This window comes from Citreimonas sp. (assembly GCF_042096055.1).
Classification (GTDB): domain Bacteria; phylum Pseudomonadota; class Alphaproteobacteria; order Rhodobacterales; family Rhodobacteraceae; genus Citreimonas.
In genome coordinates this window covers 1-18,742 of record NZ_JBELMH010000020.1, presented here as the reverse complement: position 1 = coordinate 18,742, position 18,742 = coordinate 1, and the positions used below count along the sequence as shown (strand labels likewise).

Annotated in this window: 19 protein-coding genes; 12 read left to right on the top strand and 7 right to left on the bottom strand. The window is 68.5% G+C overall.

Annotated features, from left to right (window positions below; translation table 11 throughout):
- Positions 1 to 25: 25 nt before the first annotated feature.
- Complete coding sequence (gene lipA, locus ACFDTC_RS06770; RefSeq protein ID WP_375258120.1) at positions 26 to 973, top strand: lipoyl synthase; 948 nt, start codon at positions 26 to 28, stop codon at positions 971 to 973.
- On the opposite strand, the gene ACFDTC_RS06765 is transcribed toward lipA, so the two are convergent.
- The 3 genes from ACFDTC_RS06765 to hpt form a co-directional block, all read right to left on the bottom strand.
- Positions 970 to 1,842 (bottom strand): c-type cytochrome, encoded by an 873-nt coding sequence (locus ACFDTC_RS06765; protein ID WP_375258119.1) that lies wholly within the window; start codon positions 1,840 to 1,842, stop codon positions 970 to 972. The genes lipA and ACFDTC_RS06765 overlap by 4 nt on opposite strands.
- Positions 1,839 to 2,300 (bottom strand): c-type cytochrome, encoded by a 462-nt coding sequence (locus ACFDTC_RS06760; protein ID WP_375258118.1) that lies wholly within the window; start codon positions 2,298 to 2,300, stop codon positions 1,839 to 1,841. The genes ACFDTC_RS06765 and ACFDTC_RS06760 overlap by 4 nt, the downstream gene beginning before the upstream one ends.
- Before the next feature lie 100 nt (positions 2,301 to 2,400).
- Positions 2,401 to 2,925, bottom strand: coding sequence for a hypoxanthine phosphoribosyltransferase (hpt, locus tag ACFDTC_RS06755; RefSeq protein WP_375258141.1), 525 nt, complete (start codon positions 2,923 to 2,925; stop codon positions 2,401 to 2,403).
- Between the two features lie 101 nt (positions 2,926 to 3,026).
- Here hpt and ACFDTC_RS06750 point away from each other — a divergent pair, with 101 nt between their 5' ends.
- Both ACFDTC_RS06750 and ACFDTC_RS06745 read left to right on the top strand, forming a co-directional pair.
- Complete coding sequence (locus tag ACFDTC_RS06750; protein WP_375258117.1) at positions 3,027 to 3,473, top strand: type II toxin-antitoxin system RatA family toxin; 447 nt, start codon at positions 3,027 to 3,029, stop codon at positions 3,471 to 3,473.
- Between the two features lie 115 nt (positions 3,474 to 3,588).
- On the top strand, positions 3,589 to 3,816 hold the full coding sequence (locus tag ACFDTC_RS06745; protein WP_375258116.1) for a hypothetical protein: 228 nt from the start codon (positions 3,589 to 3,591) through the stop codon (positions 3,814 to 3,816).
- A gap of 54 nt (positions 3,817 to 3,870) precedes the next feature.
- Here ACFDTC_RS06745 and ACFDTC_RS06740 read toward each other — a convergent pair whose 3' ends face one another.
- The 3 genes from ACFDTC_RS06740 to ACFDTC_RS06730 are packed head-to-tail and all read right to left on the bottom strand — an operon-like array spanning position 3,871 to position 5,953.
- Positions 3,871 to 4,332: a CinA family protein gene (locus tag ACFDTC_RS06740; RefSeq protein WP_375258115.1), complete on the bottom strand. Its 462-nt coding sequence runs from the start codon at positions 4,330 to 4,332 to the stop codon at positions 3,871 to 3,873.
- A gap of 8 nt (positions 4,333 to 4,340) precedes the next feature.
- On the bottom strand, positions 4,341 to 4,826 hold the full coding sequence (locus tag ACFDTC_RS06735) for a phosphatidylglycerophosphatase A (protein WP_375258114.1): 486 nt from the start codon (positions 4,824 to 4,826) through the stop codon (positions 4,341 to 4,343).
- Positions 4,823 to 5,953 carry a bifunctional 2-C-methyl-D-erythritol 4-phosphate cytidylyltransferase/2-C-methyl-D-erythritol 2,4-cyclodiphosphate synthase gene (locus ACFDTC_RS06730; protein ID WP_375258140.1) on the bottom strand — a complete coding sequence of 377 codons (1,131 nt, stop codon included), beginning with the start codon at positions 5,951 to 5,953 and terminating at the stop codon, positions 4,823 to 4,825. Before ACFDTC_RS06730 ends, ACFDTC_RS06735 begins: the two co-directional genes overlap by 4 nt.
- A 174-nt stretch (positions 5,954 to 6,127) precedes the next feature.
- Between ACFDTC_RS06730 and dusB the strand changes: the two genes are divergently transcribed.
- From dusB to hflX, 9 genes are all read left to right on the top strand, one after another.
- Positions 6,128 to 7,126 carry a tRNA dihydrouridine synthase DusB gene (gene dusB / locus ACFDTC_RS06725; RefSeq protein WP_375258113.1) on the top strand — a complete coding sequence of 333 codons (999 nt, stop codon included), beginning with the start codon at positions 6,128 to 6,130 and terminating at the stop codon, positions 7,124 to 7,126.
- Positions 7,123 to 8,238, top strand: coding sequence for a nitrogen regulation protein NR(II) (locus tag ACFDTC_RS06720; protein ID WP_375258112.1), 1,116 nt, complete (start codon positions 7,123 to 7,125; stop codon positions 8,236 to 8,238). Before dusB ends, ACFDTC_RS06720 begins: the two co-directional genes overlap by 4 nt.
- The gene (locus tag ACFDTC_RS06715; protein ID WP_375258111.1) at positions 8,238 to 9,608 is read left to right on the top strand and encodes a response regulator; all 1,371 of its coding nucleotides are present in this window, start codon (positions 8,238 to 8,240) and stop codon (positions 9,606 to 9,608) included. The genes ACFDTC_RS06720 and ACFDTC_RS06715 overlap by 1 nt, the downstream gene beginning before the upstream one ends.
- A gap of 107 nt (positions 9,609 to 9,715) precedes the next feature.
- Positions 9,716 to 12,037 (top strand): ATP-binding protein, encoded by a 2,322-nt coding sequence (locus tag ACFDTC_RS06710; RefSeq protein WP_375258110.1) that lies wholly within the window; start codon positions 9,716 to 9,718, stop codon positions 12,035 to 12,037.
- Entirely contained in the window at positions 12,034 to 13,464 is a 1,431-nt protein-coding gene (locus ACFDTC_RS06705) for a sigma-54-dependent transcriptional regulator (RefSeq protein WP_375258109.1), read from the top strand. The genes ACFDTC_RS06710 and ACFDTC_RS06705 overlap by 4 nt, the downstream gene beginning before the upstream one ends.
- Positions 13,465 to 13,596: 132 nt before the next feature.
- Positions 13,597 to 14,973 (top strand): Trk system potassium transporter TrkA, encoded by a 1,377-nt coding sequence (trkA, locus tag ACFDTC_RS06700; RefSeq protein WP_375258108.1) that lies wholly within the window; start codon positions 13,597 to 13,599, stop codon positions 14,971 to 14,973.
- A gap of 3 nt (positions 14,974 to 14,976) precedes the next feature.
- A complete protein-coding gene (locus ACFDTC_RS06695; protein ID WP_375258107.1) occupies positions 14,977 to 16,491 on the top strand; it encodes a potassium transporter TrkG in 1,515 nt (504 codons plus the stop codon).
- A 139-nt stretch (positions 16,492 to 16,630) separates the two neighbouring features.
- Positions 16,631 to 16,870 (top strand): RNA chaperone Hfq, encoded by a 240-nt coding sequence (gene hfq, locus ACFDTC_RS06690; RefSeq protein WP_089848576.1) that lies wholly within the window; start codon positions 16,631 to 16,633, stop codon positions 16,868 to 16,870.
- Positions 16,867 to 18,141: a GTPase HflX gene (hflX, locus tag ACFDTC_RS06685; protein WP_375258106.1), complete on the top strand. Its 1,275-nt coding sequence runs from the start codon at positions 16,867 to 16,869 to the stop codon at positions 18,139 to 18,141. Before hfq ends, hflX begins: the two co-directional genes overlap by 4 nt.
- A 95-nt stretch (positions 18,142 to 18,236) precedes the next feature.
- Here hflX and ACFDTC_RS06680 read toward each other — a convergent pair.
- Positions 18,237 to 18,742 (bottom strand): penicillin acylase family protein (locus tag ACFDTC_RS06680; protein ID WP_375258105.1); only part of this gene is annotated, 506 nt, incomplete at its 5' end.

Here is an 18,742-nt window from a genome sequence, read left to right as displayed (position 1 = left end):
TCGATTGTTCCAGGGGGAACGCGACGTGCGAGATCTGAAGCTTCCGAACCAGCGCCATCCCGAGAAGGCCCATCGGGCGGACAACGCCCAGCCGAAGAAGCCGGACTGGATCCGGGTCAAGGCGCCCGGCGGCGAAGGGTACAACGAGACCCGGCGCATCATGCGCGAGCACAAGCTTGTCACCGTCTGCGAAGAGGCAGGCTGCCCCAATGCCGGCGAGTGCTGGAACCAGGGTCACGCCACCATGATGATCATGGGCGAGGTCTGCACCCGCGGCTGTACCTTCTGCAACGTCGCCACGGGGCGGCCCGACGCGCTGGACGTGTTCGAACCCGGCCGCGTCGCCGACGCGGTCCAGAAGCTGGGGCTGAACCACGTCGTCATCACCTCGGTCGATCGCGACGATCTCGATGATGGCGGGGCTGAGCATTTCGCCCAGACCATCCGCGCCGTGCGCCATCGCTCGCCGGGAACGACGATCGAGATCCTGACGCCGGATTTCCTGAAATGCGACCCGTCGGTCCTCGACACCGTGCTGGCCGCCAAGCCCGACGTCTTCAACCACAACCTCGAGACGGTGCCCGGCCTCTACACCTCGGTCCGGCCGGGTGCGCGATATTTCCACTCGCTGCGTCTGCTGCAGCGCGTAAAAGAGCGTGATCCGTCGATCTTCACCAAGTCCGGCATCATGGTCGGCCTCGGAGAGGAGCGCCAGCAGGTGCTGCAGGTCATGGACGACATGCGCGCGGCCGACGTCGATTTCCTGACCATCGGCCAGTATCTCCAGCCGACGCCCAAGCACCACGCCGTGCGCCGCTTCGTTACCCCTGAGGAGTTCGCCGGCTACGAGAAATCGGCTTGGGGCAAGGGCTTTCTGATGGTGTCGGCGACTCCGCTGACGCGGTCGAGCTACCACGCAGGCGACGACTTCGCGCGCCTGCGTGCCGCGCGCGAGGCCCGGCTCGGCGCCTAGGGTTCGGGCAGCGCCTTGATGTAGGCGGCGACGGCCTCGCGATCCGCGGCGGGCAATTCGGCGAAATTGTCGACCACGGCGGCCATGTGGCCGCCTGCGCTGTCGTAATCGGGCGTGAACCCGGTCTCGAGGTAATAGGCGATGTCCGCCGCCGACCATGTCAGCGAATCGGGCGTGAGCGCCGGGATCGTGCCGCGGCCGGACGGATTCGGGGCGCCTTGCATCCAGGCAGACCGATCGAGCGCGCCCAGCGCGTTGCGGGGCGTGTGACATTCGCCGCAATGACCCAGCGCCTCGACGAGGTAGCGCCCGCGCTCGAGCTCGGGGGGCACGTTAACCACCCAGCCGCGATCGGCGTAAAGCGCCTTCCATACGCCGATCCCGGCGCGGATGTTGAACGGAAAGCCGACGTCGTGCGGCCGGTTGGCGGTCTCGTCCGAGGGCAGGGTCTGCATGTAGGCCCAGAGATCGACCAGGTCCTGGTCCGTCATCTGCGCGTAGGCGGTGTAGGGGAACGCGGGGTAGAGATGCGCGCCTTCCGCCGACACGCCCTGCTGGACGGCGCCGGCGAATTCCGCAAGGCTCCAGGCCCCGATGCCGGCTTCGGGATGGGGCGAGATGTTCGGCGCGTAGAAGGTGCCGAATTCGCTTTCGAAAGCCTGTCCTCCGGCCAGAACCGCATCGTCTTCGGCGTTTTCGGCATGATGGCACGAGGCGCAGCCGGCGGCGTGAAACACCGCTTCGCCGCGCGCCGCGTCCTGCTCGAGCCCAGCAAGTTGTGACGCGTCAACGCTGGCGGGCGCCGTGACCCACCATGCGACGCCGGCCGCGACGACCGCGACCGGAACGAGTGCAAGAAGGCGCCTCACTCGGGGGCGCGGTACGTGTCGTGGCAGGCCTTGCAGGCGTTGCCGACCTGACCCAGCGCGGGGCCAAGCGCCTGTTGCCCGTCGGCTGCGACGGTCTGCAGCTGCGCGGCCGCGTCGCCGAAATCGGACCACTTGGACAGCACGTCGTCGAGGTTCTCCCAGATCCCCGGTTCGGCCCGGGTGCCGTCGATCGACATCGTGTCGGTGCCCTCGGGCCAAAGTGGCGGCTGGTGCACGCCCGAGATCGCCACAAGAGTGTCGGCCGCGTTCTGCGCGGCTTCGGCGTCGTACTCGGTATTGCCGCGCGCCATCTCGCCGAGGATGCCGAGATTGATCGCCATGATGCGGAACTGTCCCTGGCGCGCCTTCACGGCGTCGGGCACGTCCTGCGCGAAAGACGCGGTGGCGGGCACCACGAGTGCGGCGGCCACGCTGGCGGCTGCGATGAGTGTCTTCATGAAAAACTCCCTGTTTGTTATTGCGCTTTGCTTCGGACGATAGCGACGGGTTCCCCGGCCATCCCACGGACACGATACGGAATTTCGCGACCCGTGCGGTTCACGACGGCGTGACGGCGTCGACGAAGCGGACCTTGCCGATATGGGGCAGGTTTCGGTTCCTTTGCGCATAGTCGATGCCGTAGCCGACGACGAACTCGTCCGGGATCTCGAACCCCGTCCAGTCCGCACGGAAATCGACCTCGCGCCGGCTCGGCTTGTCCAGCAGCGCGATCGTCTTCAGCCGGGCAGGGTTGCGGCTGCGCAGAAGCGCGGTGACGTGGTGGAGGGTGTGCCCTGTGTCGACGATGTCCTCGACCACCAGCACGTCGCGCCCCTCGATCCCCGAACGCAGGTCCTTCAGGATGCGCACCTCCCGGCTGGATTGCATGCCGTCGCCGTAAGACGACGCCTCGAGGAAATCGACCTCGACGGGCAGGTCCAGTTCGCGCACCAGATCCGCGATGAAGATGAACGACCCGCGCAGCAGGCCCACGACAACCAGCTTCTCGGTGCCCTGGAATTCGGCCTGGATCTCGCGGCACAGCGCCTCGATCCGGGCGGCGATGGACTTGGCCGAGATCATCTCGTCTACGACATATGGACGCTGCACCGGTTCGTTTCCCTTGCAATTTCGCGCGCAGCATACGACATGCCGCAGCGGTGTCACGAACGCAAAGGGCCGACATGCCGACGCACTCGGAAACCCGCAAGCTGCCCTACACGGCGGCGCAGATGTACGACCTGGTCGCCGATGTCGGCAGCTATCCGGAGTTCCTGCCCTGGACCGCCGCCGCCCGCGTGAACTCGCGCGAGGAGCGGGGCGATCACGTGGTGCTGCACGCCGACCTCGTCATCAGCTTCAAGGTGTTCCGTGAACGCTTCGGCTCGAAGGTCGTGCTTTGGCCGGACGAGCATCGCATCGACACGGAATATCTCGACGGCCCGTTCCGGCACATGGAATCCAAGTGGCAGTTCACCGACGTCGAGGGCGGCTGCGAGGTGTCGTTCTACGTCGATTTCGAATTCCGCAACCGCATCCTGCAAAGCGCCGCCGGCATGTTCTTCTACGAGGCGATGCAACGGATCGTGCGCGCGTTCGAGCGGCGCGCACAGGTGCTATACGGCCAGTGAAGCGCGCGCGAGTTTCTTAAAATCGCGTTTACTTGCCTGGACGGCTGCCGCGAAGGCGCCCCATTCGGTAACGAGGATCGGGCTGTTCAAACAGTCCGTCTTTCCGTGTGCCGTCATGTCCGAGTCCAAAGATGTTCCCCTGCTCGCCGCGCCCGAGGCCGCGCCTGACGACGAGCATGTTGCGGAAGACCCGGAAGGCGACGAGGCGGAGCAGGGCGCATCGGGCGAGACGGAACGGAAGGCCGATCCGGCAAGGCCCGAGGCTGCGGCGAACAATTACCGGTTCGCCGGCCTCGTGACGCTCATCCCGGAAGACTCCGCTTCGGTGGATCGCCTCGCCTGAGGCCGGTCGGCTTGTGCGCCGAACGTCTCTGTCCCCGCCGCTGAACGCGCGTAGTCAGGCCAGGGCGCTCAGGATCATTTCCAGCGCGTTTTCCGTCGCGGCGCGGCGGACCGCATCGCGCCCCAGCGCGCCGTGATCGATCGCCATCGTACGGGTGCCATCGGGCGTTGCCAGGCCATAGCAGACCCGGCCCTCCGGCTTGGTCGCCGTGCCGCCGGGCCCCGCGATGCCGCTGATCGCGACCGCGATGTCGGCACGGGCCGTTTCGCGTGCGCCCTCGGCCATCTCGCGCACCACCGGTTCCGAGACGGCCCCGAATGTGTTCAGCGTCTCGGGGCGCACGCCGAGCATGTCGGTCTTCGCGTCGTTCGAATAGGTGACGAAGCCGCGCTGGAAGACCTCCGATGCGCCGCTCACGTCGGTCAGTGCGGATGCCACCATCCCGCCGGTGCAACTTTCCGCCGTGGTGATCGTCCAGCCGCGCGCGCCCGCTGCCTGCAGGATCCGCGTGACCATGGCACGGGTCATATGAGCACCACGTGGTACAGCGTGCCCAGCACGACCACACCCACCGCCGCGAAGACGCCCGCGACGATGTCGTCGAGCATCACGCCCAGCGGGCCACCGTGCCGGTCCGCCCGGCCGACCAGCCACGGCTTGCGGATGTCGAACAGCCGGAACAGCACGAAGGCCGCGATCCATCCCGGCCACAGCCGCAGCACGTCGATGCTCATCATCGTGGCGCCGTAGCTCACCGGGAACAGCGCCACCCATTGGCCCGCAACCTCGTCGATGACGATCCAGCCGGGATCGGAATGAGCCTGCCCGGCCGTCAGGCGCTGCACCGCGATGTAGCCGGTCAGGAAAACGAAGATGGTGACGTTCAGCAACAGCCAGAAGCCGCCCACCTGGTGGATGCCCCAGGCCAGCGGCAGGGCCACGGCCGAGCCCCACGTGCCAGGCCCGGGCTTGAGAAACCCGACGCCGAAAACGGATGCGATCCACTTCATGGCTGCACCAGCGTCGCGGTGGCCAGGGCGGCGATGCCTTCCTCGCGGCCGGTAAAGCCCAATTGCTCGGACGTGGTCGCCTTGATCGACACGCGGTCGGTCGCAATCTGCATGATTTCGGACATTTTCTGCATCATCTTCTCTGCGTGCGGGCCGATCTTCGGACGTTCGCAGACCAGCGTGACATCGACGTTCGAGATCATAAAGCCGCGCACGCGTGCTAGGTCGCAAGCATGCCGCAGGAAAATCCCGCTGTCGGCGCCCTTCCATTGCGGGTCGGACGGCGGGAAATGCCGCCCGATATCGCCTTCGGCCATCGCGCCGTAAAGGGCGTCTGTAACCGCGTGCATGCCGACATCCGCGTCCGAATGGCCCAGCAGCCCGCGGTCATGCGGCACCTCGACGCCGCAAAGCGTCACATGCGCCCCGGGCCCGAAGCGGTGCACGTCGTAGCCGTTGCCAAGTCTTACATCCATGCGCGTCTCCAGCAGCCGGGCGGCGCGATTGAAGTCGTCCGGCCCGGTGATCTTCATGTTCCGTTCGTCCCCCGGCACGATCACGACCGCCAGTCCGGCGGCGCGGGCAACGGCGACATCGTCGGCGGCATCGCCGTCATGCGCGCGATGCGCGGCCAGAATCGCGTCGAAGCGGAAGCCCTGCGGCGTCTGCGCGCGGAACAGGCCGGTGCGGTCGCGGCTTCCCGTCACCATGCCGTCGACGCCGGTCCACAGCGCATCGGTCACCGGCAGCGCGGGGGCCGCGGCAGGCGCGTCACTCAAGGCTCGCGCGACCGCATCGATCACCTCGGACGGCGTGCAGGGGCGGGCGACGTCGTGGATGAGCACCGTCTGCGGCGGGTCGGATGCCAGCGCCTCGAGTCCGGCGCGGACCGAGTCGGTCCGCGTGGCGCCACCGTCGACAAGTGTCACGTCGAGGCCGGAACAGACCGTCTGCGCCATCGCGCGGTCATCGGGGTGAATCACCATCACCAGCCGTCCGCGGGGCGCGAACGCCTCCAACGTCCAGCGCGCGACGGGTTTGCCTGCGATCGGCTGCCACTGCTTCGGCGTGGGCCCGCCGGCGCGCTGCCCGCGTCCTGCTCCGACGATGACGATGGCTTGGTCCATGGTGGCTCCCTGTCGGATCGGTGTTATTGGCTGCCGCGTGGCTGCGCAATCCGCCGCGGGCTTTTGCCCAATAATCGGGCATTGCTGGATTTGCAGGCTTTCTCGACCGTCAGGAAGATTGAACCCCCGCCGGGGCGGGGTTAGCTGAAAGCAATATGCACAAGGAATGGGCGCGTGGGCTTCGACCTCGGGGACAGACACATCGCTTCGCCGGTTTTCCTGGCGCCGTTGGCCGGGATCACCGATCTGCCGTTCCGGACGCTCGTCAGCCGCTTCGGCGCGGGTCTCGTCGTGTCCGAGATGATCGCCTCGGGCGAGTTCCTGACGGCGCGCCCCGGCACGCGTGAGAAAGCCGAGCTTGGCGCCGCGATCGACAACACCTCGGTCCAGATCGCCGGGCGCGAGCCCGGACCGATGGCCGAGGCGGCGCGCATGGTGGCCGACATGGGCGCGAAGGTCATCGACATCAACATGGGCTGCCCCGCCAAGAAGGTGACCGGGGGCTACTCCGGCAGCGCCCTGATGCGTGACCCGGACCATGCCCTGCGCCTGATCGAGGCCGTCGCCGGCGCGGTCGATCTGCCGGTGACGCTCAAGACCAGGCTCGGCTGGGACGACGATGCGCGAAACGCCCCGGATCTTGCGCGAATGGCCGAAGGAGCGGGTGTCCGCATGGTGGTGATCCACGGGCGCACGCGCTGCCAGTTCTACAAGGGCAGGGCGGACTGGGAGGCGATCCGCGCGGTGCGAGACGCGGTCACCATACCCGTCATCGCCAACGGCGACATCGTGGGCGGCGCCAGCGCCCTGACGGCTCTGAAGCTATCCGGCGCCGCCGGCGTGATGGTCGGCCGGGGCTCTCACGGCGCGCCATGGCGCCTGGCGGAGATTTCGGCCAAGATCTACGGCACGCCCGCCCCGGTCGTGCCGGAAGGGCCCGATTTCGTGCGCCTCGTGGCGGACCACCACGAGGCCATGCTGTCCTTCTACGGTGTCGACCTCGGCACCCGCGTCGCGCGCAAACACCTGGGCTGGTACATGGACCGCGTCGCCACGCCGCCGGCGCTGCGCCGGCAGGTCCTGACGGCTCTCGCGCCCGAGGCAGTGCGAACCCTGCTGTCCGACGCGCTCGACCGCCCGCCGGTCGCCCGGTCGGAAAGGCTGGCCGCATGAGCACCGAGGCCGACTCGATGATCTGGTCCTCGCTGCCGGTGCCGGCAGTTCTGATCGACGAGAACGAGCGGATCGGCGATCTCAACCCCGCCGCCGAGGGGTTTCTCAACAATTCGGCCAAATGGCTGCGCGGTCAGCCCATCTGGGACCGGCTGGCGGTCGACGCGCCGCTCGAGGAAAGCCTGGCCCGCGCGCGCGAGCAGGGCACGCCACTGTTCGTCAACGACGTTGACGTGGGCACCGGCAGCCGCGCGCCGGTGGTCTGCAACCTGCAGATCGCCCCCCTGCAGGGGCGGCCGGGCTGGATGGTCATGCTGATCAGTCCCCGCGAGCTGGCCGGGCGGATGACGCAAAGCAACTCGGTCAAGTCGGCCGCGAAATCGGCGATCGGCATGGCCGAGATGCTGGCGCACGAGATCAAGAACCCGCTGGCGGGCATCGCCGGTGCCGCGCAGCTGCTGTCGATGAGCCTGCCCAAGGACGACCTGGAACTGACCGACCTGATCGTGGCCGAGACCCGGCGCATCGTGAAGCTGCTCGAACAGGTCGAGCAGTTCGGCAACCTGTCGCCGCCCGAATTGCAGCCGGTGAACCTGCACGACGTGCTCGACCGCGCGCGCCGCTCGGCGGGGCTGGGTTTCGGCGCACACATGAAGATCATCGAGGATTACGACCCCTCGCTGCCGCTGGCACAGGGCGATCCGGACCAGCTGCTGCAGGTGGTGCTGAACCTGCTGAAGAATGCGAGCCAGGCGGCCGACCCGAACAAGGGCGGCACGATCCGGCTGCACAGCTTCTACGAGCACAGCTTTCGTCTGCGCCGCGCCGACGGGTCGGGCCAGTCGCTGCCGCTGCAGATCGAGGTCATCGACGACGGCCCCGGCCTGCCCGACGATATCCGCGGCGACATCTTCGACCCGTTCGTCTCGGGCCGCGAGAACGGCACCGGCCTCGGCCTCGCGCTGGTGAGCAAGATCATCAGCGACCACGGCGGCTGGATCTCGGTCGACAGCGTTCCGGGGCGCACGGTGTTCCGGATTTCCCTGCCGCGCGCCCCCGGCGCGTCCGCGAAGCACACCGCGCAATCGCGCGCCAAGAAGGAGAAGAATTGATGGATGGCACGGTCCTGGTCGCCGATGACGACCGCACGATCCGGACGGTCCTGACCCAGGCGCTGACCCGCGCGGGGTGCAAGGTGCACGCGACCTCGTCGCTGACCACGCTGATGCGCTGGGTGGGCGAGGGCAAGGGCGACGTGGTGATCAGCGACGTGATGATGCCCGACGGAAACGGGCTCGAGATGCTGCCGAAGATCAGCCAGGACCGGCCCGACCTGCCGGTCATCGTGATCAGCGCGCAGAACACCATCATGACCGCCATCCAGGCGGCCGAGGCCGAGGCCTACGACTACCTGCCCAAGCCCTTCGACCTGCCGGACCTGATGAAGCGCACCGCCAAGGCGCTGGAGAACCGCAACCGCACACCGCGCCGGGACGAACCGGTCGTGGGCGCCGACGAGCCGGACGAGCTGCCGCTGGTAGGCAAGACGCCGGCGATGCAGGCGCTCTACCGCCTCGTGGCGCGGGTGATGAACACCGACCTTCCGGTGCTGATCACTGGCGAGTCCGGCACCGGCAAGAGCCTGATCGCCAAGGCCATCCACGACTTCTCGGACCGGCGTACGCTGCCCTTCGTGACGGTGACCGGCGCGGACCTCTCCGACCTCGAAGGCCCCGCACGCGTTCTGGCGCGCGTGAAGGGCGGCACGCTGCTGATCGACGAGATCGCCGATGTCAGCGACGAGGTGCAGGCCCGCATCGTGCGCATGATGGACAGCCCCGGCGACCACAGCCCGCGCTTCATGGCGACATCGCAGGAAAGCGAGGCCGCGCTGACCAACGGCGACAAGGTGCGGCAGGACCTGTTCTACCGCCTTTCGGGCGCGCAGATCACGGTGCCCGGCCTGCGCGAGCGGGTCGAGGACATCGCCCTGCTGGCCGATCACTTCCTGGCCCGGGCCGAGCGCGAGGGCGCGCCCAAGCGGTGGCTGGGCAAGGACGCGGCCGAGCTTTTTCGCGTCTATTCGTGGCCCGGCAACGTCCGTCAGCTCGAGAACGCGATCCGCAGGCTCAGCCTGACCAGCCGGTCCGAGGAGATCACCCGCGCCGAGGTCGAGGTGGTGCTGGGCAACCAACCCGACACCGGCCCCGTCCTGCGCGGTGGCTCGGCCGAGAAGCTGGGCGAAAGCGTGGCGCGGCACCTGCGGCGCTATTTCGACCTGCACGGTCAGATGCTGCCGCCTCCGGGGTTGCACGCGCGCATCGTTCGCGAGGTCGAGGCGCCGCTGATCGAGATCGCGCTCGACGCCACCGGCGGCAACCAGGCGAAATGCGCCGACCTGTTGGGAATCAACCGAAATACGCTTCGCAAAAAGATCACCGACCTCGATATCCGCGTGACACGACGCCGTAAGTTGATGTAAAACCGCAACAGGCCTGTGGCGCCGCCGCGTCGGTTTTCGACGCGGCGTGGCAGACCCGGGCACGGGCGGATGCCGGGAGATACCCGGCGCATCACGGCGGGGGCGTCTTGACCACGCGGGCAAGCAGAACGACCTGGCAGGTCGCATGGGCGCGGTTCGACCGGTTGCGCCGCGCGCGCTGGGTGCAGAACGTCATCGCGCTGACTCTCGTCGCGCTCGGGCCGGTCCTGGCCGTGGCCACGTTCTGGGTTCTCGGGCCCATGGGCAGCGGGACGGGCGCGCTCAGCCTGCGGCTGGTGCTGCTGGCCGACCTCGTCTACGTGCTGCTGCTGGCCGCGCTGGTGCTGTCGCGGGTGGCCCGGATGATCGCCGCGCGCCGGGCGCAATCGGCAGGCTCGCGCCTGCACCTGCGCCTGACCGGCGCCTTCGCGATGATGGCGCTGCTGCCGACGATCACCGTCGCCGTCTTCGCCGTCCTGACCATCAACATCGGGCTCGAGACCTGGTTTTCCAGCCGCGTGCAGAACGTGGTCGGTGCGTCGCTCGCCGCGGCCGAGGCCTATGACGAGGAAACGCGCGAGGGGCTGGTGCAGGACGCAAGGGCGTTGGCGCGGTTCCTCGACGCGTCGCGCCGCGCGACCTTCGTGCTGGACGAGGGCGAGCTGCGGCAGGTCTTGGCGCAGGGGCAGGGCCAGATCCAGCGCGGCCTGCGCGAAGCCTACGTCATCGACTCGACCGGTGAGATCCGCGCCCGCGGCGAACGGTCGTACCTGTTCGACTACGAACGCCCCTCGCGCGCGGATTTCCTGCGCGCCGAAGACCAGGGCGTCGCCGTCATTCCGGACTGGAGCAACAACGAATTCCGCGCGCTGGTCCCGATGCGCGCCTTCGTCGACCGCTACCTCTACGTCTCGCGCGAGGTAGACGGCCGGCTTCTGGCGCTGCTCGACGAGACCGAGGAAACCGCGCGCTTCTACCAGCAGCAGGAGACCGAGCGCGGCCGCCAGCTGTTCGACTTCGCGCTGCTGTACTTGGGCTTCGCGCTGCTGTTGATCCTGGCCGCCATCTGGGCCGGGCTGTGGTTCGCCGAACGCCTGTCGCGCCCGGTCGGCCGGCTTGCGGGCGCGGCGCAGCGCGTGGGGTCGGGCGACCTGAACGTGCAGGTCCTCGAGGAAGAGGGCGACGACGAGATCGCCATGCTCGGCCGGTATTTCAACCAGATGACCCGCCAGCTGAAGGGGCAACGCGACCGCCTGCTGGAAAACACCCGCCAGATCGAACGCCGCCAGCGGCTGTTCGACAGCGTGCTGACCTCGGTCACGTCGGGCGTGGTGGGGCTGGGCGCCAGTGGCAAGGTGACCTTCGTCAACCGCTCGGCCGAGCGCTTGCTGGGCTGGCACGAGACCCATCGCAGCGACCCGATCTGGGTCGCGGTGCCCGAGTTCGGCCCGCTGTTCGACCGGTTGCGCGACGAAGAACGCGAACGTCTGCAGGAAGAGATCAAGGTCGCCCGCGACGGGCGGCTGGAACACCTGCTGGTGCGCATGGCCACGCGCCGCCGCGGCGATGGCGGGTTGGAAGGCTACGTGGTGGCCTTCGACGACGTGACCGATCTGGTAAGCGCGCAGCGTCTGGCCGCCTGGGGCGATGTGGCGCGCCGCATTGCGCACGAGATCAAGAACCCGCTGACGCCGATCCGCCTGTCGGCCGAACGCATCAAGCGCAGCTTCGCCGGTCAGCTGGATGAGCCGCAGGCCGAGAAGGTCGCGGGCCTCACCGACCGCATCGTGCGCCAGACCGACGACCTGCGGCGCATCGTCGACGAGTTCTCGAAATTCGCGCGCATGCCCGAACCCGACCGGAAGTCCGAGGACCTGACCGAGATCCTGCGCGGCGCGATCCTGCTGCAGGAGGCCGGCCAGCCCGGCGTGACCTTCGATCTCGACCTGCCCGAAGTGGCCGTGCCCGCGCAACTCGACGCCGCGATGATCGGCCAGGCGCTGACAAACCTGGTGAAGAACGCGGGCGAGGCGACCGAAAGCCTGATCGAGGCCGGCGCGCCCGAAGGATACACGCCGCTCATCCGCATCAGCGCTACGATCGACGGCGGCATGGCCGAGATCCGCATCATCGACAACGGCATCGGCCTGCCCGAGGACCGCTCGCGCCTGTTCGAGCCGTACGTGACCACGCGCGAGAAGGGCACCGGCCTCGGCCTGCCCATCGTCAAGAAGATCATCGAGGAGCACGGCGGAACGCTGGCGCTCGAGGATGCGCCGGCCGAAGACGCCGGCGCAGAGGCCAGCGCGCCGGGCGGCGCGATGGCGGTGGTGCGGCTGCCGGTCGGGCATGCGGTACCCGAGGCAGCAGAAACAGGCCCGGCGAATGCCGGACAGGACCCGAGAACGGAACAAGAGGCGACCCAATGAGCGACATTCTCATCGTCGACGACGAGCGCGACATCCGCGAGCTGATCGGAGACATCCTTGAGGACGAGGGCTACGGCACGCGGCTGGCGGGCAACAGCCAGGAGGCGATGGCGGCGATCAACGCGGAACCCCCGGCGCTGCTGGTCCTGGATATCTGGCTGAAGGACAGCAAGATGGACGGGATCGACATCCTCAAATGCGTCAAGCGCGACAATCCCGACATTCCCGTCGTCATCATCTCGGGCCACGGCAATATCGAGATCGCCGTCGCCGCGATCAAGCAGGGCGCCTACGACTTCATCGAGAAGCCGTTCAACATCGACCAGCTGCTGGTGGTGATCCGCCGCGCGATGGAAACCTCGCGCCTGCGCCGCGAGAACGCGACGCTGAAGCGCGGCGAGGTGAAGGCCGCGCAGATGATCGGCGAAAGCGCCGCGTTCCGTGGGCTGCTGGGGCAACTCGACAAGGTGACCAAGTCGAACGGGCGGGTGATGCTGACCGGCCCGGCCGGCTCGGGCAAGGAGGTCGCCGCGCGCTACATCCACGCCCGCTCGGCCCGGGCCGACGCGCCCTTCGTCACCGTCAACTGCGCCGGCGTCGAGCCCGACATGGTCGAGGCGATGCTGTTCGGCCGCGAGACCAGCGCCCGCGGGGTCGAGCCCGGTCTGCTGGAACAGGCGCATGGCGGCGTGATCTACTTCGACGAGGTCGCGGACATGCCGCTGGGCACCCAGTCCAAGATCCTGCGCGTGCTGGTCGACCAATCCTTCACCCGCCAGGGTGGCGCCGACAAGGTGCGCGTGGACCTGCGCGTGATTTCGTCCACCGGGCGCAACCTCAAGGACGCGATCGCCGGCGGGCAATTCCGCGAGGAATTGTATCACCGGCTGAACGTCGTGCCGATCGCGGTGCCCTCACTCGCCGACCGGCGCGAGGACATCCCCGTCCTGGCGCGGCACTTCATCGCCGAATGCAACCGTAGCCAAGGCCTGCCCCTGCGCGAGATCACCGACGACGCGGTGGCGCTGCTGCAGACCATCACCTGGCCCGGCAACGTGCGCCAGCTCAAGAACCTGGTCGAGCGCGTGCTGATCCTCGGCGACGGCACCGGCCCGATCGAGGCGCGCGAACTGCCGCAGGACACCGGCCCGTCGAGCGGCGACGGCGAGGATCGCGTGGTGCTGTCGGGCACGCTGGCCACCATGCCCCTGCGCGAGGCGCGCGAGGCGTTCGAGCGCGAGTACCTGCTGACGCAGATCAACCGCTTCGGGGGCAACATCTCGCGCACTGCGAACTTCGTCGGCATGGAAAGGTCGGCCCTGCACCGCAAGCTCAAGTCACTGGGCGTGGTGACCGGACAGAAGACCGGCGCGCGCCTGCTGCACGACGACGATCCCGAGGACGCGGCGGTGCGCCGGGTCTCCTGAGCCGGCGCACCGCCGGCTGCCGTGACGGCACCGGCGCGCGGCGCGGGCGGCGGACGTTGACCGCCCGCCGCCGCCGTGCCATGCCCTGACGCCAGATAGCTGGTTCGCAAGCCGGCCTTTCGGGAAGGCGCCATGAAGGTCATCATTTGCGGTGCGGGCCAGGTCGGCTGGCAGATCGCACGTCACCTGTCGGGCGAACGCAACGACGTCACCGTGGTCGACAGCAACCCCGACCTGATCCGCCGCGCGACCGACGCGCTCGACGTGCAGGGGATCACCGGCTTCGCGTCCTATCCCGACGTGCTGGACCGGGCCGGGGCGCGCGACGCCGACATGATCATCGCCGCGACCCATTCCGACGAGGTCAACATGGTCACCTGCCAGGTGGCCCACTCGGTCTTCTCGGTGCCGCGCAAGATCGCGCGCCTGCGCGCGCAAAGCTACCTCACGGCGATCTATTCCGACCTCTACCGCCGCGACCACATGCCGATCGACGTGGTCATCAGCCCCGAGCAGGAGGTCGCGCAGGCCGCGTTGCGCCGCCTGTCGGCGCCAGCCGCCTTCGACACCGAGGTCTTCCTGAACGGCGACGCGCAGCTTCTGGGCATCGCGATCGAGCAGGAATGCCCGGTGGTCAACACGCCGCTGCGGCAGCTGACCGACCTGTTCTCGACCCTGCGCTCGACCGTGGTGGCCGTGCGGCGAGAGGGCACGCTGTTCGCGCCCGAGGCCGGCGACCAGATGTTCGTCGGTGACAGCGCCTACGTCGTCGCCCACCGCGACGACGTGCGCCGCACGCTGGAGATCTTCGGCAAGTCGCTGCGCAAGCAGGAGCGCGTTGTCCTCGTCGGCGGCGGCAACGTGGGCCTCGCCGTAGCACACGCGCTCGAGGGCGCCGCGCAACGCATCCGTGTCAAGATGATCGAACGCAACCGCAAGGCCGCCGAACACGCGGCCGAGGCGCTGGAGCGCACGATCGTGCTCCACGGCGACGGGCTGGACATCAGCCTGCTGTCCGAGGCCGGCATCGAACGTGCCGACGCGGTGCTGTGCGTCACCGACGACGACAAGACCAACCTGCTGACCGCCGTGCGCGCCAAGGCCGCGGGCTGCCCGATGGCGATCGCGCTGGTCAACGACCCGACGCTGGTCCCGCTGATGGAGCCGCTGGGCATCGACGCCTACATCAACCCGCGTGCCACCACCGTCAGCAGCATCCTGCGCCACATCCGCCACGGCCGCGTGCGCAGCGTCTATTCCATCGGCGACGCCGAGGCCGAGGTGATCGAGGCCGAGGTCCTGTCGACCTCGCCCATCGCCGGCAACCGCATCCGCGACGTGGATTTCCCCGAGGGCGTCCTGATCGGCGCCGTGCGCAAGGGCGACCGCGTGGTGCGCCCGACCGGCAGCATGCGCATCGACGAGGGCGACCAGATCGTCATCTTCGCGCTGGCGGGCGACGTACCCGAGGTGGAGCGCCTGCTGCAGGTCTCCATCGACTTCTTCTAGACCATGGAGCGTCTCAGCCGCCTGCCGCTGTTCCTGCTGCTCATGGGGATCTTCTCGGCCTCGATGATCGCGCCGGCGGCCCTCGCCCTGTGGCAGGAGGACTACCACGACGCGCGCGCGTTCTTCTACTCGGGCGTGCTGGGCCTGATCCTGACAGCTTTCGTTGCGCTGGCGCTGGCGAACCGACCGCACCAGAACGACCCGTTGCACCAGCTTCTGGCGCTTCTGGCGGCGTTCATCGCGCTGCCGCTGCTGCTGGCCGTACCGTTCTACGAGGCGGTGCGCAACACCGCCTTCCTGTCCGCGTACTTCGAGATGGTGTCGTGCCTGACCACCACCGGCGCCACGCTCTACGACGCCGCGCGCCTGTCCGAGGCCGAGCATCTCTGGCGCGCGCAGGTCGGCTGGATCGGCGGGCTGATCATGTGGATCGCCGCCGCCGCCATCCTCGCGCCGTTGACGCTGGGCGGGTTCGAGGTCACCGCCAGCGGCGAGCCCGGCCAGTCGCTGGCGGAAGGGTCGGCCGCCGACGGGCTCAGCCGGCCGGTCGACCGCCTGTTGCGCAGCATCCGGGTGCTGACCCCGGTCTACACGGGCCTGACGCTGGCGCTGTGCGTCATGCTGCTGGTTGCCGGCGATCCACCGCTGGTCGCGGTCATCCACGCGATGGGCGTCATGGCGACCTCGGGGATCACGCCGCTGGCGCTGCCCGAGGCCAGCACGTCCGGACTGGCAGGCGAGATGATCCTGTTCTGCTTCCTGTTCTTCGGGCTGTCGCGGCTGACCTTCTCGGGCGACACCGCACAGACGCGCGGCCCCGGCCTTCGCCGCGACCCCGAGTTCCGGCTGGGCATGGTCATCGTCGTCTCGGTGCCGCTGGCGCTTTTCCTGCGCCACTGGATCGCCGCCTTCGACATCGGCGACGAAGAGAACGTGATCGCCGGCCTGCAGGCCCTTTGGGGCGCGCTGTTCACCACGCTGTCGTTCCTGGTCACCGCCGGCTACGTCAGCGCCGACTGGGGCGCCTCGCAGGACTGGTCGGGCCTGTCGACGCCGGGGATCATCCTGGTGGGCCTGGCGCTGCTGGGCGGCGGCGTCGCGACCACCGCAGGCGGGGTCAAGCTGCTGCGGGTTTACGCGCTCTACCTCAACGGCGCGCGCGAGATCGAGCGCCTGGTGCATCCCAGCTCGATCGGGCGCACCGGGTTGGTCAGCCGCCGCGTCCGGCGCGAGGGCGCCTTCATCGCCTGGGTCTTCTTCATGCTCTTCGCGATCATGCTCGCGGCGCTGTCGGTGACGCTCGCGCTGGCGGGGCTTGCGTTCGAACCGGCGCTGGTGCTGACGGTCGCCGTGCTGACGAACACCGGTCCGCTGGCGACCGCCGGGGTGACCCAGGCGATCGACCTGCTGGCCCTCGCGCCGTCGGTCAAGCTGCTGCTCTGCGCGGGCATGGTGCTGGGCCGGCTCGAGCTTCTGGCGATCATCGTGATGCTGAGCCCGGAGATCTGGCGCGACTGATGCCCGCCCGTCCGGCATGGGGCCGGCGGGACAGGGGCCGCCGGCTTTTTGCGCTGGAATCTCGGCGGTTTGCGCTACATACTGGCCCGGACGAGGGGGCGCTTCGCAAGGAGCGCATGACAAGAACAAAGGCAAGTCAATGGCTTCGGACAGACAGAACCTCCAGGACGCATTCCTCAATCACGTGCGCAAGACGAAGGTTCCGGTGACGGTCTTCCTGATCAACGGCGTGAAACTCCAGGGCGTCATCACCTGGTTCGACAATTTCTGCGTGCTGCTGCGTCGCGACGGGCAGTCGCAACTGGTCTACAAGCACGCGATCTCGACCATCATGCCCAGCCAGCCGATCAATCTCTACGACGGCGACGACGCATCTTGAAGGAACACGCCGACCCGATCACCCGCGCCTGGGTGCTCCATCCCGACATCAAGTCAGACCGCGACCGCCGCGATGCGCGGCTCGCGCTGGCCGAGGCCGTGTCGCTCGCGCATGCGCTGCCCGGCCTCGAAGTCGTCGGCCACGAGGTCGTGCCGCTGCCCAAGCCGCAGCCGCGCGCGCTGTTCGGCACCGGCAAGATCGAGGAACTCGGCAACCGCATGAAGGACGCCGAGGTCGAGTTGGTTCTGGTCGACGGTCCCGTGACTCCGGTCCAGCAGCGAAACCTCGAGAAGGCCTGGAACTGCAAGCTGCTCGACCGCACCGGCCTGATCCTGGAAATCTTCAGCGACCGCGCCGCCACGCGCGAGGGCGTGCTGCAGGTCGAGATGGCGCATCTGAACTACCAGCGCACCCGCCTCGTGCGCGCCTGGACGCACCTGGAACGCCAGCGTGGCGGGCTCGGCTTCGTCGGCGGCCCCGGCGAGACGCAGATCGAGGCCGACCGCCGCGCCATCGACGAACAGCTCGTCCGTTTGCGCCGGCAGCTCGACAAGGTGGTGAAGACGCGCGCGCTGCACCGCGCCGCGCGCGCCAAGGTGCCGTTCCCGATCGTCGCATTGGTGGGTTACACCAACGCGGGCAAGTCGACGCTGTTCAACCGCCTGACCGGCGCCGACGTCATGGCCGAGGACATGCTCTTTGCCACGCTCGACCCGACCATGCGGCAGGTGCGCCTGCCGACCGGCACCGACATCATCCTGTCGGATACCGTGGGCTTCATCTCGGACCTGCCTACCGAACTGGTCGCCGCCTTCCGCGCCACGCTCGAAGAGGTGCTCGAGGCCGACGTGATCGTGCACGTGCGCGACATCTCGCACCCCGAGACGGACGCCCAGGCGCGCGACGTCGATGCCATCCTCGACAATCTGGGCGTGTCCGAGGCCACCCCGCAGATCGAGCTGTGGAACAAGATCGACCGGCTGGACGGCCCCGATCTCGAGGCCGTGCGCGCCCGCGCCGCGCGCGAGGAATCCGTGCATCTCGGCTCGGCGATCACCGGCGAGGGGCTGGACGGCCTGCTCGAGGCGGTGACCACCGCGCTCGGCGACGCCAAGCGCCGGGACGTGGTGACGCTGGCCTTCGACGACGGACGCCGCCGCGCCTGGCTGTTCCAGAAAGGCCTCGTCGAGACCGAGGAGCAGTCCGAGGACGGGCACCGCCTGACGCTCTACTGGTCCGCCACCGACCGCGCGCGGTTCGACGCGCTGTAGAGCACGCACTCCCCGCGTCTTCCTCTGATTGGAAACAGCCCGGACGAGTCCGCAGGGACGGAGGCAGAGCCCCTCCGCTTTTTTCGGCTACGCGTTCAGGGGACCAGGCGCGTCACGCCCGCCGCGGCGGCCCGGGCAAGCCCCTCGTCCAGCGACATCGGAATGTATTCGCCGCGCCGCCACAGCTGGCCCAGATCGTCGTAGTGCCGCGACAGGAAATGCCCCGACTGCCCGGTCGCGATGACGAAGACCGACGAATTTGGATCGTCGAAGTCGTAGACGCCGCGATAGCCCGCGCCGTGCACGTTGTGGAACGGCTCGGGATCCTCGCCCGAAGTGCGTCCGCGCATCAGCGTGTGGTCGCCGCCCGACGTGCTTTGACGAATGTTGACGAAGTACTTGAGCACCGGCACCTCGCCCAGCACCGGGTGGTCGTGCGTCGCCTGGTGCGCGTCGCCCCAGCGCAGGCTTTCCAGGCCTGTGCCCCAGCGCTCCGAGATGGTGATCAGCGCATCGTCCAGCGCCATCCGCGCGATGTCGGTGCAGGTCTCCTCGCGCGCCGAACGCAGCACGTCGCACCACGCGGCGGCGCCGTCGACGT

What these genes read in the sequence shown, in the direction of transcription:
- ACFDTC_RS06760 (WP_375258118.1), bottom strand. Translation starts at nt 2,300, where the DNA reads ATGAAGACACTCATCGCAGCCGCCAGCGTGGCCGCCGCACTCGTGGTG.
- hpt (WP_375258141.1), bottom strand. Translation starts at nt 2,925, where the DNA reads ATGATCTCGGCCAAGTCCATCGCCGCCCGGATCGAGGCGCTGTGCCGC.
- ACFDTC_RS06750 (WP_375258117.1), top strand. Translation starts at nt 3,027, where the DNA reads ATGCCGACGCACTCGGAAACCCGCAAGCTGCCCTACACGGCGGCGCAG.
- ACFDTC_RS06745 (WP_375258116.1), top strand. Translation starts at nt 3,589, where the DNA reads ATGTCCGAGTCCAAAGATGTTCCCCTGCTCGCCGCGCCCGAGGCCGCG.
- ACFDTC_RS06740 (WP_375258115.1), bottom strand. Translation starts at nt 4,332, where the DNA reads ATGGTCACGCGGATCCTGCAGGCAGCGGGCGCGCGCGGCTGGACGATC.
- ACFDTC_RS06735 (WP_375258114.1), bottom strand. Translation starts at nt 4,826, where the DNA reads ATGAAGTGGATCGCATCCGTTTTCGGCGTCGGGTTTCTCAAGCCCGGG.
- ACFDTC_RS06730 (WP_375258140.1), bottom strand. Translation starts at nt 5,953, where the DNA reads ATGGACCAAGCCATCGTCATCGTCGGAGCAGGACGCGGGCAGCGCGCC.
- ACFDTC_RS06720 (WP_375258112.1), top strand. Translation starts at nt 7,123, where the DNA reads ATGAGCACCGAGGCCGACTCGATGATCTGGTCCTCGCTGCCGGTGCCG.
- ACFDTC_RS06715 (WP_375258111.1), top strand. Translation starts at nt 8,238, where the DNA reads ATGGATGGCACGGTCCTGGTCGCCGATGACGACCGCACGATCCGGACG.
- ACFDTC_RS06705 (WP_375258109.1), top strand. Translation starts at nt 12,034, where the DNA reads ATGAGCGACATTCTCATCGTCGACGACGAGCGCGACATCCGCGAGCTG.
- trkA (WP_375258108.1), top strand. Translation starts at nt 13,597, where the DNA reads ATGAAGGTCATCATTTGCGGTGCGGGCCAGGTCGGCTGGCAGATCGCA.
- ACFDTC_RS06695 (WP_375258107.1), top strand. Translation starts at nt 14,977, where the DNA reads ATGGAGCGTCTCAGCCGCCTGCCGCTGTTCCTGCTGCTCATGGGGATC.
- hfq (WP_089848576.1), top strand. Translation starts at nt 16,631, where the DNA reads ATGGCTTCGGACAGACAGAACCTCCAGGACGCATTCCTCAATCACGTG.